The sequence below is a fragment of the Serratia sp. 1D1416 genome, assembly GCF_003641105.1.
Taxonomy (GTDB): domain Bacteria; phylum Pseudomonadota; class Gammaproteobacteria; order Enterobacterales; family Enterobacteriaceae; genus Serratia; species Serratia ficaria.
Genome location: NZ_CP032738.1, coordinates 3567442 through 3583071, shown reverse-complemented (window position 1 = coordinate 3583071; position 15630 = coordinate 3567442). Strand labels below are relative to the sequence as shown.

Here is a 15630-nt window from a genome sequence, read left to right as displayed (position 1 = left end):
CACGCAGCGCCCTCTCCCCCTCACTGCTTCGCCGCGTACTGCTGCATATTGGCCGGCGTCACCAGCTCGAACGGGATCCAGTAATACGGCTCCAGCTTTTCGCCCCTGATCATCCGCTGCGCCACCTCGACCGAGGCCCGGCCCTGGCCGACGGCGTCCTGGAATACCGTTACCTGCATCTTGCCGGAGGCCAGCGCCTTCAGGCCGTCCGGCGTGGCGTCGATGCCGCCGATCAGCACCTTGCGGTCTTTTTTTCCGGCCTGCTGCAGCGCCATAATCGCGCCAATCGCCATTTCGTCGTTATTGGCGGCGACGATGTCGATAGCTTCACCGTTGGTGATCCAGTTCATCATCAGATCCATGCCTTCGCTGCGCGAATAGTTGGCGCTTTGCTTCTGCACCAGCTTCATTTTCGGGTACCTGGCCACCACCTGCTCCACGTCTTTGGTGCGCTGCAGCGCGCCGGCGTCGGTCAGGTTGCCGATCATGACGGCCACGTTGCCCTGGTAATTGGCCAGGCGCGCCAGCGCTTCCATCTGCAGGGTGCCGGACTCCCGCTCGTCCGAACCGACGAACACCACGCCCGGGGGCAATGCCTTGTCGCCCGGGGTGCGGTTCACGTACACCAGCGGAATGCCGGCGGCCCGGACCATTTTGGTCATCATCGGCGTGCTGGCCGAGTTGACCGGATCGACGATGATCGCGTCCACCCCGGCGCTGATGAAGCTCTGCACCTGGTCGGTTTGCCGGCCGACGTCGCCGCGCGCATCTTCGAACTGCACGCTGATGCCGCGCGCCTTGGCTTCTTTATCGATCGACTGGCGGATGATGGTCAGAAAATTCTGGTCGAAATAGGCCATCGACACGCCGATGGTGTCCGCCAGCGCCGAAGTGGAACAGCACAGCACCGCAGCCAGCACCATCTTTTTCACGTATTTCATGATGATTTCCCCGAGGTAAAAAAAAACCGCCGGCCAAACGACGCCGGCGGCAATTCACGGCAATCAGTGTTTCTTGCGGTTGCGGCGCATGTCGATAGCCACCGCGGCCACGATGATGATGCCTTTGATGATGTCCTGAATGTAGGAATCGACGCCGATAAAGGTAAAACCGCTCTTGATCAGCCCGAGGATCACCGCGCCGATCAGCGTGCCGGTAATGCGCCCGACGCCGCCCATCAGGCTGCTGCCGCCGATCACCGCCGCGGCGATGGCGTCCAGCTCATAGGACATCCCCATGCTCGACTGGCCGCTGCTGACGCGCGCCGCCAGCACCACGCCCGCCAGGCCGGCCAGGCCGCCGGCGATGGTGTAGACCGTCACCAGGTATTTGTTGACGTTGATGCCGGACACCCGCGCCGAGGTCATGTTGCCGCCGATGGCGTAGATGTACTTGCCGTAGCGGGTGTGTTTCAGCGCAATATGGAAGATCACCGCAATCACCAGGAAGATGATCACCGGCATCGCGCCCTGGCCGATCGAGGTGAAGCCGTCCGACAGGAAGCTGACCGGGTTGCCCTTGGTGTAGTACTGCGCCAGGCCGCGCGCCGATACCATCATGCCCAGCGTGGCGATAAACGGCGGAATGCCGGTGCGGGTGATCAGGAAGCCGTTCACGAAGCCGCAGACGATGCCCACCCCGATGCCGGCGCCGATCGGGATCGCCGCCGGCAGGTCGAGCAGCCCCGGATACATCGGCGAGATGCTGTCGGAGGTCTGCGCCAGGCTGGCCGCCACCACCGCGGTGAGTGCAATCAACGAACCGGACGACAGATCGATGCCGGTGGTGATGATGACCTGGGTCACCCCCACCGCGATGATGCCGATAATCGCCACCTGCAGCACGATCAGCAGCAGGCGGTTCGGGTTCATCAGGAACGACTGATCGCGAATGTACCAGCCGAGAATTTCGAAAATCAGCGCAATGCCGATCATCACGATGAAAATGCCGGTGTCTTTCGGCATCTTGCCGCTCAGGCCGGAAAACAGCGCTCCCTTGCCCGCCGAACCGGAGGTGAGCGGCTTCTCAATCTTTACGTTACTCATGATGTTCACCTTTCGTTATTCAGAGGCCAGCGCCAGGATCTTTTCCTGGTCCGCGTCATCTTTGTCCAAAATGCCGGTGATGCGACCGCCGTGCATCACCATCACCCGATCGCTCATGCCGAGGATCTCCGGCAGTTCGGATGAAACCAGAATGATGGCCACGCCCCGGTTGGCCAGCTCGCTGATCAAGCGATAAATTTCCGCCTTGGCCCCCACGTCGATGCCGCGCGTCGGCTCGTCGAGGATCAGGATTTTCGGCTGCGCCAGCAGCCAGCGGGCGATCAACACCTTCTGCTGGTTGCCGCCGCTGAGGTTGTTGATGATCTGATCCATGGTGGGCGTCTTGATGTTGAGCTTCTTGATCTGCTCCATGCAGTCCTTGGCCATCTGCACATGGCTGACGAAACCGTTCTTGCCGATATATTCCGACAGGTTGACGATGCTCATGTTCTCGACCACCGACAGCACCAGGAACAGGCCGGATTTCTTGCGATCCTCGGTGAGGAACGCCAGGCCGTTTTCGATCGCCTTGGCCGGGGAATCCACCTTCACCGCCTTGCCTTCGATGAAAATGTCGCCGCCGTCCGCCGGGTGCATGCCGAACAGGCTTTCCATCACCTCGCTGCGGCCGGCGCCCACCAGCCCGGCGACGCCCAGAATTTCACCGCGCTTGACGCTGAACGAAACATCGTGGAACCAGTCGCTGCGGCGCAGCCCCTCCACCCGCAGCACTTCTTCGCCGATGTTGTTGTTGAATTTGGGAAACATCTGCGTCAGTTCGCGGCCCACCATCATGGTGATCAGCGACTGCTTGGTCAGGTTTTCGGTTTTGTCGCAGGCGATAAAGGCGCCGTCGCGGAAGATGCTCACCTCGTCGGTGATGGCGAAGATCTCGTCCATCTTGTGGCTGATGTAGATGATGCCTTTACCCTGCTCGCGCAGTTCGCGAATGATGGCGAACAGGTGCACCACCTCGCCCTCGGTCAGCGCCGAAGTCGGCTCATCCATAATCAGCACGTCGGCGTTGTAGGACACCGCCTTGGCGATCTCCACCATTTGCTGATTGGCGATGCTCAGATCGCCGACCAAAGTCTCGGGCTTCAGCTTGATGTTCAGCCGCGCCAGCAGCTCGCGGGTCTGGTTGTTCAACTCGTCGTGGTTGACGAAGCCGAGCCTGGCGGGCTCTCGCCCCAGCCAAATGTTTTCCGCCACCGTCATGTAAGGCACCAGGTTAAGCTCCTGGTGGATCATCGAAATGCCCGAATGCAGCGCCTGCAGCGTATCGCTGAAGGTGACCGGCTGGCCTTTTATTTTGATGGCGCCTTCATCCGGATGATAAATGCCGATCAGACATTTCATCAGCGTCGATTTACCGGCGCCGTTTTCGCCCATCAACGCGTGCACGCTGCCGGGTTTGATTTTAATCGAGACCTTATCCAGCGCTTTGACGCCGGGAAACTGCTTGCTGATGCCTTCGGCCTCAAGAACATAAGGGTACATACTGATAACCTCCGCACTCATTAATGCTTTCCTGCCGCGGCAGCCGCCCAAGGGCGACAACCGCGGCATGCCTTAACGCTTACTTTCTGTTCTTGTCGGCGAACTCCTGGTAGTTGGCCTTGGTGATCAGCTGATACGGGATCAGCACGCTGCTTTCCACCTTCTCGCCTTTCACCAGCTGAATGGCGGTTTGCACCGCGCCTTCGCCCTGGCCCTTGGCGTCCTGAAATACGCTCAGCGCCAGATCGCCCTTCTTGATGAATTCCAGCGCGTCCGGGGTGCCGTCGACCCCGGCCACCAGCACGCCGGATTTTTTGGCCTGCTTCAGCGCCAGGATCGCGCCGATGGCCATTTCGTCGTTGTTGGAAGCGATGGCGTCGATCTGCTGCCCGGACAGGATCCAGTCGGTAGTCACATCCACTGCCTCTTTACGGAAGAACTTGGCGGTCTGTTTGTCGATAATCTTGATGCCCGGGTATTTGGCCGCCACCTCCTCCACGCCGCGGGTGCGGTCTCGGGTGGCCTCGCTGGACAATTCGCCCATCAGGATCATCACGTTGCCCTTGCCGTTCATCAGCTTGGCCAGCTCTTCCATCTGCAGCTTGCCGGCCAGCTTGGAGTCGGATCCCACGTAGGCCATGCCGGCCGGCAGCGTGACTTCCGGCCGACGGTTGACGAACACCAGCGGGATCTTGGCGTTTTCGGCCAGCTTGATCATCGGCTTGACGCCTTGGGTATCCACCGGGTTGAGGATGATGGCGTCCACGCCCTGGCTGACGAAGTTTTCAATCTGCTGGATCTGCTGGGCGATATCGCCCTTGGCGTCTTCAAACTGGCCGCTGACGTTACCGTCGGCCTTCATTTTGTTCTGCATCGACTGGCGTAGAATGGTGAGGAAGTTGTCATCGAAGTAAGCCATGGAAACGCCGATCTTGATGTCTTTGGCTAAAACGCTGGCCGGCAACATGCACATCAATACCGAGGTGACGATCAGTTTCTTCAGCTTCATGTTCTTTACCCTTTAATCGTTAGAATGAGAGGTCTGTTGATTTGACCGCTAATGAAAAATATTTTTTACATTCAAACAACAATCCGGTCGGTGTTATCCCTTTGATACGGCGGAATTACCGGTTTTTTACCGTATTCAGGCGGTGTGCGAAATTTTGATCGATGTCTCAAAACAGATTAAAAACAATCAATTGAAATAAACCTTTGGCGTCATAACTTACGCCTTCGCATCATTATTAAATGTTTATTTCATAATTGAGATTATTGAAACTTTTTAACTCAAACAAGCGAAACATGCGTTTTGGAATGACCGATTAACAAAAACATGACACGGATCTAACAAATGGCGCAAAAGCGGTCAGAGAAGGGCACGCATTTGGTGCATTCAACGGTCGGCGGCCGATGCGCAAACTGCGAGCGCGCCCGCAGTTTGCGGTTTCCGCATTTCATGCCCATGCTTACTCGGCAATACTGGAGGTATCCCAATTTTCAGGAGGAACTGGCATGCAGCTCAGCGGTAAGGTGCGGATGAACCGGCTGTTTAATAACGGCAAATGTCTGGATGTGGCGATCGATCACGGCATCGCCAACGAACCGGATTTTTTAATCGGGCTGGAAGATATCGAACGGGTGATGGGCGACCTGATCGCCGCGCGCCCCGACGCCATTCAGGTCAACTACGGCCAGGCGGATCTGCTGCAGCGCGCGCCGCAGCGCGAGAAACCGGCGTTGGTGATGCGCACCGACGTCGGCAACGCCTACAACGCCGTGCGCCATCGCGAAATGTGGGCGGTGCTGCACAACCCGGATGCGCCAATTCTGGCGGCGCTGCAGATGGACGCCGCCGCGGTGGTGGTCAATCTGTACCACATCCCCGACGAACCGGGCATCTTTCGCCAGTGCGTGGAAAATATCGGCCGCCTGCGCCACGCCTGCGATAAATACGCCATGCCGCTGATGATCGAGCCGCTGGTGATGGCGCCTGCCGGCCAGGGCGCCGCCTATGGGTCGCTGGGCGACGTGGAAAAAATGGTGCCGCTGGTGCGGCTGGCGCGCGAACTGGGCGCCGACATCATCAAGGCCGACCCGACCGAGCGCGTGGAAGACTTTCATCGCGTGGTGGAAGCGGCGCGCTGCCCTACGCTGGTGCGCGGCGGCGGTAAAGGGGAACTGGGGCCGGTGCTGGAAAAATCCGCCGCGCTGATGGCCCAGGGGGCCTCCGGCATGGTCTACGGCCGCAACGTTTACCAGCACAGCCATCCGTCGCGGGTGGTCAGTGCGCTGATGGCGATCGTCCATCAGGGCGCCAGCGGCCAGCAGGCGCTGGCAATCTATAACCAACCCTGACCCGCTTTTGTAACTAAAATAACCCCTCCGCTAACCGGCGGCATGCTATAACCTGCTGCCGGTAACTGCATCCCTTGATCATCCCCGCTAGAATACGCCGTAATATCGCCACTCGGAGAACCGCCATGCCCAAACCACGCGCCCCGCTCAAGCTCAGCACGTCCATCACGCTGATGGTGTCCGCCATCATCGCTTCGGTGCTGCTGGTGGTGTATGCGCTGTTTTTTGTGCAGATGAATCACGAGGGGCAGGACCAGCTGCGCCAGAAGGCCATGGCGATCGCCGAAACGCTGGCGCTCTCCTCCACCGTGGTCGACGGGCTGCAGCGGCAGGACCGCGGCGGCGCGGTGCAGCGCTTTGCCGAGCAGGTGCGCAATAAAAACGAGCTGCTGTTCGTGGTGGTGGTGGATATGCAGGGCATCCGCTATTCGCACCCTAAACCCTGGCTGATCGGCCAGCATTTTATCGGCGACGATCTGGCGCCGGCGCTGCAGGGGCAGGTCAACAGCGCCACCAACCGCGGCGCCCTGGCCCCGGCGCTGCGGGTGTTCGTGCCGGTTTACGATGGCGAACGGCGGCAAATCGGCGTGGTGGCGCTGGGCATCGCGCTGGATACCGTGCGCCGAGTGGTGGGCGAAAGCCGCTGGATCATCTCCTGGACCCTCGCCTTCGCCGCGCTGGTCGGCAGCCTCGGCACCTTCTTCCTGGTCAAGGCGCTCAAGCGCATTATGCTGGGCTTCGAACCCTACGAAATTTCCAACCTGTTCGAACAGCGCAACGCCATGCTGCAGTCGATTAAAGAAGGCGTGATCGCGGTCGATAATCAGTCGCGCATCACCATCGTCAACGACGAAGCCAAACGCCTGCTGCGCCAGAGCGGCCCGGTAGAGAACCTGATGCTGGGGTCCGCCAGCAAACACTGGCCGGCGCAGCTGCACCTGGCGGAAGTGCTGGCCAGCGGCAAACCGCTGCGCGACCGGCAAATCGGCTTCAACGGCAGCGAGCTGCTGACCAACACCGTGCCGGTGATCGTCAACGGCCAGGTGATCGGCGCCATCGCCACCTTCCGCGACAAAACCGAGGTCAGCCGGCTGGTGCAGCGGCTGAGCGGCATGGCGCACTACGCCGATGCGCTGCGGGTGCAGTCGCACGAGTTTATGAACAAGCTGCACGTCATTCTCGGCATGCTGCACATGAAGGCCTATCAGCAGTTGGAAAACTACATCATCCACACCGCCAGCAACTATCAGGAAGAGATCGGCGCGCTGCTGCGCAAGATCCACTCGCCGGAGGTGGCGGGCTTCTTTATCGGCAAAATCAGCCGCGCCCACGAGGCCGGCATCGAACTGACCATCGATGAAACCAGCCTGCTGCCGGAAACCGACGATGCGGAAACCACCCACGTGCTGATCAGCGTACTGGGCAACCTGATTGAAAACGCCATCGACGCCATCGACGGCGTCGAGGGGCATGAGATCAGCCTGAGCTTCCATCACAATGATAATCATTTACACTGTATCGTTAGCGACGACGGCCCCGGCATAGATCCGGCGCTCGGCGCGCGCATTTTTGAACAGGGATTTTCCACCAAGGGACAGGGACGCGGCATCGGCCTGGCGCTGATCCGCAGCCATCTGGAAAAGCTGGGCGGCAGCATTGATTTCGAATCAGAACCGGGTGAACTGACCCAGTTCTTTGTGCATATTCCCTATCAGGCCAAGAGCTGAACACATGATTAACGTATTGATTGTCGATGACGACCCGATGGTGGCGGAGCTGAACAAATATTACCTGAGCCAGGTCAGCGGATTTCACTGTCAGGCGACGGTGGCCACCCTGAGCCAGGCGCGCGCGCTGCTGGCCGACGCCGGGGGCAGCATCGATCTGGTGCTGCTGGACATCTATATGCAGCAGGAAAACGGCCTGGATTTGCTGCCCGGCCTGCGCGAACTGGGCGAGAAAACCGACGTGATCGTCATCTCGTCCGCCAGCGACGTGAATACGGTGCAAAAAGCGCTGCACTACGGCGTGGTGGACTACCTGATCAAACCTTTCCAGTTCACCCGTTTTAAAGAGGCGTTGAGCAACTATCAGCAGCAGACGCAAATTTTGGCCCAGCGCGAATTCTCCCAGGCCGACGTCGACAGCCTGCTGCGCCGCCAGCCCAACAGCCAGGAAGGCAAGAAGCTGCCGAAGGGCCTGACCAGCATCACCCTGAGCACGGTATGCGAATGGATCGAGCAGCAGCACAGCGGTGAATTTTCCACCGACAACCTGGCCAACGCCATCGGCATCTCGCGGGTATCCTGCCGTAAATACCTGATCTACCTGGCGGAAAGCGGCATTCTCGGCACCCGCATTCTGTATGGCACCACCGGGCGGCCGGTGTACCTGTATCAGCTGAAGCCGGATGCCATCGCCCTGCTGAAGGAATACTGCCGGCCGGCCTAGCGCAAAAAGCCCAGCAGCGCCGCCAGAAACGCGTCCGGCCGTTCCACGTTGGACAAATGCACCACCGGCAAGACCTGCAACGCCGCCCCCGGCACCGTCGCGGCCAGCAGCTCGCCGTGCGACAACGCGGTGACGGTGTCGTCCCGCCCGGCGATCACCAGCGTCGGCGCCTGGATCAACGCCGCCGTACGCCGCATATCCATATCGCGCACCGCGGCGAAACAGCCGGCCAGCCCCTGCGGCGGCGTCGCCAACAGCATGGCGCGGAACCGCGCGACGGTCGCCGCATGGCCGCCCCGATACGCGGAGGAAAACCAGTTGTTCAGAAAACCTTCCGCCACCGGCGCCATATCGACCGGCGGCCGCAGCGCGGCGATGCGCGCATCCCACTGCCCCGCCGGCCCCAGCCAGGATGACGTATTGGCCAAAACCAGCTTCGTCACCCGCTCCGGAGCGTGCACGCCCAACCACTGGCCCACCATGCCGCCCAGCGACAGGCCGCAGAAGTACGCCTGATCCCGCCGCAGTGCGTCCAGCAACTCCAGCGCGTCGCGCCCCAGCCGGGCCAGCGAATAAGGCCCGGGCGGCGCATCGGACGCACCATGCCCGCGGCTGTCATAACGCAGAATGTGGAAATGCTCGGACAACGCCGGGATTTGTTCGGCCCACATCGCCAGCGTGGTGCCGATCGAGTTGGACAGCATCAGCAGCGGCCGATCCGCCGCGCCGTCAAAGCGGTAGGCAATCCGGCAGCCGTCGCCGGTGGTGAAAAAGGCGGTTTCGTTCATGATCGCTCCCGATAAGGCCGGCGCAGGATGAGGCCCTGCGCCCGATATCCACTATGCTATAGGATTGAAAATCGCCGACCAGTGACTTAAATGACCGGCTGTGTAGCCTGACGGGACCCTATAGTGACCATCAACGATCGCCTTACCGGCATTACCACCTTTGTGCGCGTGGTCGACGCCGGCAGCTTTACCCTGGCCGCCGAACGCCTGCATCTGACCCGCTCGGCGGTGGGGAAAAGCATCGCCCGGCTGGAGCGGAGGCTCGGCGCGACGCTGTTTCATCGCCATACCCGCCGGCTGGCGCTGACCGAAGCGGGCCAGGCTTACTACGATCGCTGCCTGCGCGCCCTGAGCGAGCTGGACGCCGCCGACGCCCAGCTGAACAGCGGCCGCTTGCAGCCGCAGGGCACGCTGCGGGTGAGTGCGCCCAAGCTGCTGGGCCGCCACTGCATCACCCCGGCGTTAACGCCGCTGACGGCGAGCCACCCCGAGCTGCGGCTCGAGATCAGTTTCAACGATCGGGTAACGGACCTGATTGAGGAGGGATTCGATCTGGCGGTGCGCATCGGCCCGCTCGGCGACAGCGCCAGCCTGGTGGCCCGGCGACTGGGCAGCCAACACCTTTCGCTGTGCGCCGCGCCGTCGTACCTGGCCCGCTGCGGCACCCCGCCGGATATTGCCGGCCTTCACGGCCACCGCGCCATCGCCTACCGACGCTTTGACGAGGACATCGGCTGGCGCACGCTGCTGGCCGGGGCGACGGGCCAGGATGTGCGGCTGGATATCCGCCTGCGGCTCGACGATTTGCATTCGCTGGCGGATGCCGCCATCGCCGGCGCGGGGCTGGTTTGGCTACCCTGCTGGTTGCTGGCGCGCTATCTGCGCAGCGGCGAACTGACGCCGGTGCTCAGCCGAATCCGCCTGCTGCCCAATGATATTCACGCCGTCTGGCCGAAAACGCCGTATTTGCCGGCCAAAACGCGGGTGGCTGTCGATACGCTGCTGATGCGGCTGCCGGCCATGCTGCAGCCCGAATAGCGGTTAGTACTGCGGATGCGAAGCGAAGCAGGCCGCCTGCCGGCGAGCGTCTTTGGAATACGCCTTGCGGCAGTTGCGCTGGCCGTAGAGCGGAGCCTGCCGCCGCTTGCGCTCCTGCTCGGCGGCCGCGCGTTGCTGTTCCCGTTCTATCGCCCGCTCATCGGCCAGCGCCAGGCCCTCGGCACTCCATATCCGGTGCTGCAAGGCGCTGCGTTTTTTCTTATATTCCTCTGGGATTTTATTATCCTGCGGCGGCGCGGCATGATATTCCAGATCGAGCCGCGCCGCCGACGGCAAGGAACAGCACAGCGCCACACAGGCAAGAAAGATCCGTTTCACCAGTACACTCCTCAATAAAATTCAGCAGCTCATCGGCCGCCAGTTAACCCCCACGCGACAAAACACGCCGGCGTAAAAACGGTGCGGGCCAGCCACCGGCGCCGGGCGCAGCTGCACCGACAGACAACGAATGGCATCGGGCGCCCGAGCGCACTGCACCCCGCCGCGCAGGGCGGATTTATCCTTGCTTTGCGGCGGCACGCCGGCTTGCAACGCCTTGCGTTCCGCCCGCAAGCGCGCCAACAGCGCCTGCTCCGAACGGATCTGTTCCACCAGCCAGAGATGATGCAGCAGCAGCCCATCGGCCCGCTGCGGGTAATGTTCTGCGCCGCCGCCGCGCGATGCGGCCGGCGCCGAATGGCGATCGACAAACGAATGGCAACAGGATGAGACCAGCAACGCCAGCGCTGCGGTCATGACCGAGGGTAGTTTCAATACATAGGCTCCATTAATGAATGCCGTGGCGGGCATGGCCGCGTCTTACAGAGAATTAACAGCCGCCGGATGACGCGTTCTGTTCCTCGCCGGGCTGCAGCGCGCGCTTGCCCTTGATCGGCGGATTTTTTTTCGCTTGCGCGTCACAATCGCTCAGCAGCGCCAGCTGCCCGACGTCGCGTTCCGGCGACGGGCAGCCCGCGTCCATCTGCTGCCACAGCCCGTGGACGAGATCCTTTAATTTCTTTTGAAACTGCACCGGCGACAGGGTTTCGCGTTCCCGATCGTAACGTGCCGCGCTGGCGTACGGGCCAACGGGCAATAATAGAAAGATGAGCATGGCGGGAACGATCTTTGCCATCATAACCTCCTGTAATTATACCCCAACGGGCAAAACTCTCCATTAAACGAAGCTTTGTCTGATAATTAAATACGATGACGTATAATGACCACCAGAATAACCGCGAAAAGATAAACCCTATGTCAATAATCTGGCAATGACACTTATAATTCCCATAATTATATTTAGCCGATTAACGATCCCACAGCCGTGACCAATCGATAGTGCCGCCAATGCCGGCGAGCCCTTCATTCAACACCGCATTCGCGGACTCGCCGCCGATGATGCGCTGCCTTTGCTCACGCGTGACCGGCTGCGCCCCACCGACCGGGTAATAGCTGCCGGGATGCAGACCGCTGCAGCCCGTCAATAACATCAACAGCGCAGGAATTAAATATTGCGATGGCATAATTCGTCCTTAAAATAACCTTAACTACCCACCAGGGTAAATGAAAAATGACTTTCTTTAGTTTATTAACTGACGTTATTTATAATGCAGAAGGTAACGGCGACGACTCGATGTTAATTAACACCGCAACTCATTTAACCAAAAACAAACAGGCAATAGCGGGCAGCCCGCAAAGGCAAATAGCATCGCCAATGCGAAAGCACTGCGGCGCACGCCCCGTGCACCGCCGCGCTAGTCTTCGTTGTCAGCTTCCCAGGCCAGCAGATCGCCAGGCTGGCAGTCAAGAATGCGGCAGATTTTGTCCAGCGTCTCCAACCGGACGCCTTTGACCTTGCCGTTCTTCAGCAGGGACAAATTCTGCTCGGTGATCCCCACCTGTTCCGCCAGCTCCTTTGAACGCATCTTCCTTTTGGCCAACATGACATCAAGACTTACTATTATCGCCACTCTGTTCTCACACGAAAGAAAGCTGTTCTTCATTCAGCCGCAGCGCTTCCAAAAATACCCGGCTAAACACCAGGATTGCGCAGCCTACGATCAGCGAGCGCACCGACTCGCTGTTGACGCCATAATAAATTATAAACAGCATTTTTTCACCGACGGTCAGCACCATTATCTGCAGCAGCCCGGCCAGCGACGGGAACAGCACGTCGACAATCAGCAAAATGCCGATAATCTGCAACAGCATCATATTGTTGCGCTGCCAAACGTTGCCGCGGAAGAATTGATAAAACAGGCCGGCGCCGCACAGCAGCGCGGCGTAATACGGCAGATAAACCAACATGTCGAGCAGCAACGTGGCGCCGATCGCCCACCCCTGCTGCGGCGCGGCGTAGGCCTTCAGCTCGGGGTAATATTCCCGGTAAGACGCGACGATAGCGTCATAGGCTGCGCCCTGCACCCAGGGTTGAACGATCATGAACATTTCAACGCAGGTGCTGACTATCAGCAACGCCATAATCAGTAAACACAGGCAGCGCACATACGGCGGCAGTTGGATCCTTGGCGTAGCGCCCATAGCTCTTCCATCCTTGTAAAACAGCAATAACTTATCGTAAAACGATAAGTTATTGCTGTCAACGATCTACTGGACCGATGAGGCCCGCGACGCGCGCCTGGCGCCGGACAATAAAAAAGGCCGGGATAACCCGACCTTTTCTCGCCCCCTGACGGGTTTACACCAGTTCGATCACCTCGAACTTGGCTTCACCGCTCAGATCGGCTTCATAATCGACGCCCTGAACGCCAAAACCGAACAGGCGCAGGAACTCCGCCTTGTAGCCCTGGTAATCGGTCAGTTCATTGATGTTGTTGTCGTTGATCTGCTTCCAGATCTCACGGCAGGTGTTCTGCACGTCGTCGCGCAGCTCCCAGTCGTCCAGACGCAGACGGTGTTTCTCGTCGGTATCCGGCGCCGCGCCGCTGAACAGCTTGGTGGCGAACAGACGCTGGATCTGTTCGATGCAGCCTTCGTGAATGCTCTGCTCCTTCATGATTTTGAACACGATGGAGATATACAGCGGCATCACAGGGATCGCCGAGGACGCCTGAGTCACGACCGACTTCAGCACCGCCACGTAGGCTGCGCCGCCCTTGGCCTTCAGTTTCTGGTCGATGGCTTGCGCCGCGCGGTCCAGATCTTCCTTCGCTTTGCCCAGGGTGCCGTGCCAGTAAATTGGCCAGGTCAGATCGGTGCCGATATAGGAATAAGCAACGGACTGAACGTGGTCCGCCAGCACGCCGGCTTCGTCCAGCGCGTCCATCCACAGCTGCCAGTCCTGGCCGCCCATGACCTTGACGGTATCGGCGATTTCCTGCTCGTTGGCCGGCTCGACCACGGCTTCAACCAGCAGGTCTTTGTTGGTGTCCAGCGCGACGGATTTGTAGGGTTCGCCGATCGGCTTCAGCGCGGAACGCACCACTTCGCCGGTTTCCGGCATTTTACGCACTGGGGACGCCAGCGAGTAAACCACCAGATCAATCTGGCCCAGGTCCTGCTTGATCAGATCGATAACGCTCTGACGGCACTCGTTGGAGAACGCGTCGCCGTTGATGCTTTTCGCGTACAGGCCTTCTTCTTTAGCTGCCTTGTCGAAACCGGCGGAGTTGTACCAACCGGCGGAACCGGTTTTGCCTTCGCTGCCTGGCTTCTCAAAAAATACGCCGATGGTGGCCGCACCGCTGCCGAACGCGGCGTTGATGCGCGAGGCCAGACCGTAACCGGTGGATGCACCAATAACCAGCACCTTCTTAGGCCCGTTTTTCAGTTCGCCGCGTGATTTGACGTAGGCGATTTGCTCACGGACGTTGGCTTCACAGCCTGCCGGATGAGCGGTAGTGCAGATAAAACCACGAATTTTAGGTTTGATAATCATAGTAATTTTTTCTTGGTAGCTAAAAACCGAAGGCTAATATACCTGATTTTCTCAATATACTTAAGATGGGCGCACGGCAGAATCGAAACAAGCGCAGTGAACAGACCAGTTCCCCGGCGAAAAAACCGGCGCGACAACGTTGGCTCCCTTAGCCGATTCAGATCGTCGGCCGGATCACTGCATCACGCCTTGCTCTTTTCCAACTGCTCAATCAGGGTATAGCGCAGTGAGGAAGCATCGGCCGGCACGTTTTCCAGCGCGGTCACCTGCACCTTCAGACGGTAGCGATATCCCGGCTCGAAGGTGAAGCCCTCGATGCCGGTATAAAACAGTTCCCACGGCTGCTGCGCGGAATGGCGCACCTGCATGCACTTCATCGGGGCAACGCCGACGCAATCCACCAGCGCGCTGTTGACCAGCAACACTTCCGTATGGCCGCCGTTTTTGTTTGCGGGCTGATTCATAGCGGCTCCTTCCTGGCTGCAGCCGGCCAGAGCGGCCAATGCAACGAATAACAACGCTTTGATTTTCAATGTACTGCATCCATGTTTGTTGAGGTCGGACCATACTACCAAATCCGCCGGCGGATTGGCAGAGCGCCGCCTCAGCCAAAGCGCACCAGTACGAAATCGGACCCACAACCGATGGCAAAACGCCTGATACGGATCAAAAATAACCCCGCTCACCGAGTGAACTCGCCGATGTTCATCAATAGCGCCGGCGCATGACAAAAACGGTTTATTGCCTGAGCGCGTCATTTGCCAGCCGCGACTTCTGGGTCTAACTTTATGAAACTGATAATCATTACGAGGTTCGCCATGCGTGCACTTTCTTGCCTTTTCATTGCGGGTTCAATGGCTTTACTGTCCGGCTGCGCCAGTCAGCCGCAGGTCACCAGCGATTACGATCACAGCGCCAACTTTACGCAATACCGCACTTACGGTTTTGCCGCCGACCCCGCAGGGCAATACCAGACGCTGACCGGCAAGTACATTCAGGCCGCCGTGGCGCAACGGATGGAGCAGCGCGGTTATAAAACCAGCCCCACGCCGGATCTGCTGGTCTACAGCAATACCATGAAGCAGGATAAGGTCCAGATGGACGATTCCCCGGTGATGGTTGGGCGATTCGGCTACGCCGGTTGGGGCGGCTATAACCAAACCCTGTGGACCTACACCGAAGGCACCCTGACGGTGGACGTCGTGGACAGCAAGAAAAAACAGCTGGTATGGCGCGGCTCGGCCACCAATACCTTGAATTCAGACAGCAAAACGGTCAGCCAGGCGCAAATTCAGCAGGCGGTCGGCGCGCTATTCGCCACTTACCCTGCGCGGGCCGGAGCGGCGAGCCGCTGATTCACCGCGCCAGCGCAGCCAGCAAAAGACTGCAGCTCGGTTATGCAAACCTTAGAGCTGCAGTTAAATAATTAACGCCTCCGCATAAGTAGCCCTTTTAAATACATTAACGCCAGATCCGGCTTTAAAATTAATAAACCCCCGCCCTCTCATCACGCAATTAAATACCGTAAAAATAGTTTCTGTTTGTTATGCGAATC

General features: G+C 59.3%; 18 protein-coding genes. 5 read left to right on the top strand and 13 right to left on the bottom strand.

Going from position 1 to position 15630, the window contains the following annotated elements; translation table 11 throughout:
• Positions 1-20: 20 nt before the first annotated feature.
• The 4 genes from D7I37_RS17365 to D7I37_RS17350 all read right to left on the bottom strand — a co-directional run bounded on the left by D7I37_RS17365 (position 21) and on the right by D7I37_RS17350 (position 4554).
• Positions 21-941 carry a sugar ABC transporter substrate-binding protein gene (locus tag D7I37_RS17365; protein WP_061799143.1) on the bottom strand — a complete coding sequence of 307 codons (921 nt, stop codon included), beginning with the start codon at positions 939-941 and terminating at the stop codon, positions 21-23.
• A gap of 63 nt (positions 942-1004) precedes the next feature.
• Positions 1005-2045: an ABC transporter permease gene (locus tag D7I37_RS17360; RefSeq protein WP_061799141.1), complete on the bottom strand. Its 1041-nt coding sequence runs from the start codon at positions 2043-2045 to the stop codon at positions 1005-1007.
• Between the two features lie 15 nt (positions 2046-2060).
• Positions 2061-3545, bottom strand: coding sequence for a sugar ABC transporter ATP-binding protein (locus tag D7I37_RS17355; protein ID WP_061799068.1), 1485 nt, complete (start codon positions 3543-3545; stop codon positions 2061-2063).
• Between the two features lie 79 nt (positions 3546-3624).
• Entirely contained in the window at positions 3625-4554 is a 930-nt protein-coding gene (locus tag D7I37_RS17350; RefSeq protein ID WP_061799066.1) for a sugar ABC transporter substrate-binding protein, read from the bottom strand.
• A 503-nt stretch (positions 4555-5057) separates the two neighbouring features.
• On the opposite strand from D7I37_RS17350, the gene D7I37_RS17345 reads away from it, so the two are divergent.
• The 3 genes from D7I37_RS17345 (at position 5058) to dcuR (ending at position 8351) form a co-directional block, all read left to right on the top strand.
• On the top strand, positions 5058-5900 hold the full coding sequence (locus tag D7I37_RS17345) for a class I fructose-bisphosphate aldolase (RefSeq protein ID WP_061799065.1): 843 nt from the start codon (positions 5058-5060) through the stop codon (positions 5898-5900).
• Between the two features lie 125 nt (positions 5901-6025).
• Positions 6026-7627: a sensor histidine kinase gene (locus D7I37_RS17340; RefSeq protein WP_061799063.1), complete on the top strand. Its 1602-nt coding sequence runs from the start codon at positions 6026-6028 to the stop codon at positions 7625-7627.
• A gap of 4 nt (positions 7628-7631) precedes the next feature.
• Complete coding sequence (gene dcuR / locus D7I37_RS17335; RefSeq protein ID WP_095097030.1) at positions 7632-8351, top strand: two-component system response regulator DcuR; 720 nt, start codon at positions 7632-7634, stop codon at positions 8349-8351.
• Here the strand turns inward: dcuR and pcaD are convergent.
• Entirely contained in the window at positions 8348-9139 is a 792-nt protein-coding gene (gene pcaD / locus D7I37_RS17330) for a 3-oxoadipate enol-lactonase (protein ID WP_061799060.1), read from the bottom strand. The two genes, dcuR and pcaD, sit on opposite strands and share 4 nt — an antisense overlap.
• Positions 9140-9268: 129 nt before the next feature.
• Here pcaD and D7I37_RS17325 point away from each other — a divergent pair, with 129 nt between their 5' ends.
• Entirely contained in the window at positions 9269-10177 is a 909-nt protein-coding gene (locus D7I37_RS17325) for a LysR family transcriptional regulator (protein WP_129544783.1), read from the top strand.
• A gap of 3 nt (positions 10178-10180) precedes the next feature.
• Here D7I37_RS17325 and D7I37_RS17320 read toward each other — a convergent pair whose 3' ends face one another.
• The 8 genes from D7I37_RS17320 to D7I37_RS17285 form a co-directional block, all read right to left on the bottom strand.
• Positions 10181-10516 (bottom strand): hypothetical protein, encoded by a 336-nt coding sequence (locus D7I37_RS17320; RefSeq protein WP_061799059.1) that lies wholly within the window; start codon positions 10514-10516, stop codon positions 10181-10183.
• Between the two features lie 21 nt (positions 10517-10537).
• Entirely contained in the window at positions 10538-10951 is a 414-nt protein-coding gene (locus D7I37_RS17315; RefSeq protein ID WP_237648761.1) for a hypothetical protein, read from the bottom strand.
• A 55-nt stretch (positions 10952-11006) separates the two neighbouring features.
• Complete coding sequence (locus D7I37_RS17310; RefSeq protein WP_073970332.1) at positions 11007-11312, bottom strand: hypothetical protein; 306 nt, start codon at positions 11310-11312, stop codon at positions 11007-11009.
• A gap of 172 nt (positions 11313-11484) precedes the next feature.
• Positions 11485-11700: a hypothetical protein gene (locus tag D7I37_RS17305; RefSeq protein WP_129544043.1), complete on the bottom strand. Its 216-nt coding sequence runs from the start codon at positions 11698-11700 to the stop codon at positions 11485-11487.
• Positions 11701-11931: 231 nt separating this feature from the next.
• On the bottom strand, positions 11932-12147 hold the full coding sequence (locus D7I37_RS17300; RefSeq protein ID WP_061799052.1) for a helix-turn-helix transcriptional regulator: 216 nt from the start codon (positions 12145-12147) through the stop codon (positions 11932-11934).
• A gap of 7 nt (positions 12148-12154) precedes the next feature.
• Entirely contained in the window at positions 12155-12718 is a 564-nt protein-coding gene (locus tag D7I37_RS17295) for a DUF2975 domain-containing protein (protein WP_129544042.1), read from the bottom strand.
• A 157-nt stretch (positions 12719-12875) separates the two neighbouring features.
• The gene (fabV, locus tag D7I37_RS17290; RefSeq protein WP_129544041.1) at positions 12876-14075 is read right to left on the bottom strand and encodes an enoyl-ACP reductase FabV; all 1200 of its coding nucleotides are present in this window, start codon (positions 14073-14075) and stop codon (positions 12876-12878) included.
• Positions 14076-14257: 182 nt separating this feature from the next.
• Entirely contained in the window at positions 14258-14608 is a 351-nt protein-coding gene (locus D7I37_RS17285; protein WP_061799046.1) for a DUF4377 domain-containing protein, read from the bottom strand.
• A gap of 321 nt (positions 14609-14929) precedes the next feature.
• Between D7I37_RS17285 and D7I37_RS17280 the strand changes: the two genes are divergently transcribed.
• Complete coding sequence (locus D7I37_RS17280; protein ID WP_237648760.1) at positions 14930-15430, top strand: DUF4136 domain-containing protein; 501 nt, start codon at positions 14930-14932, stop codon at positions 15428-15430.
• Positions 15431-15630: the final 200 nt, after the last annotated feature.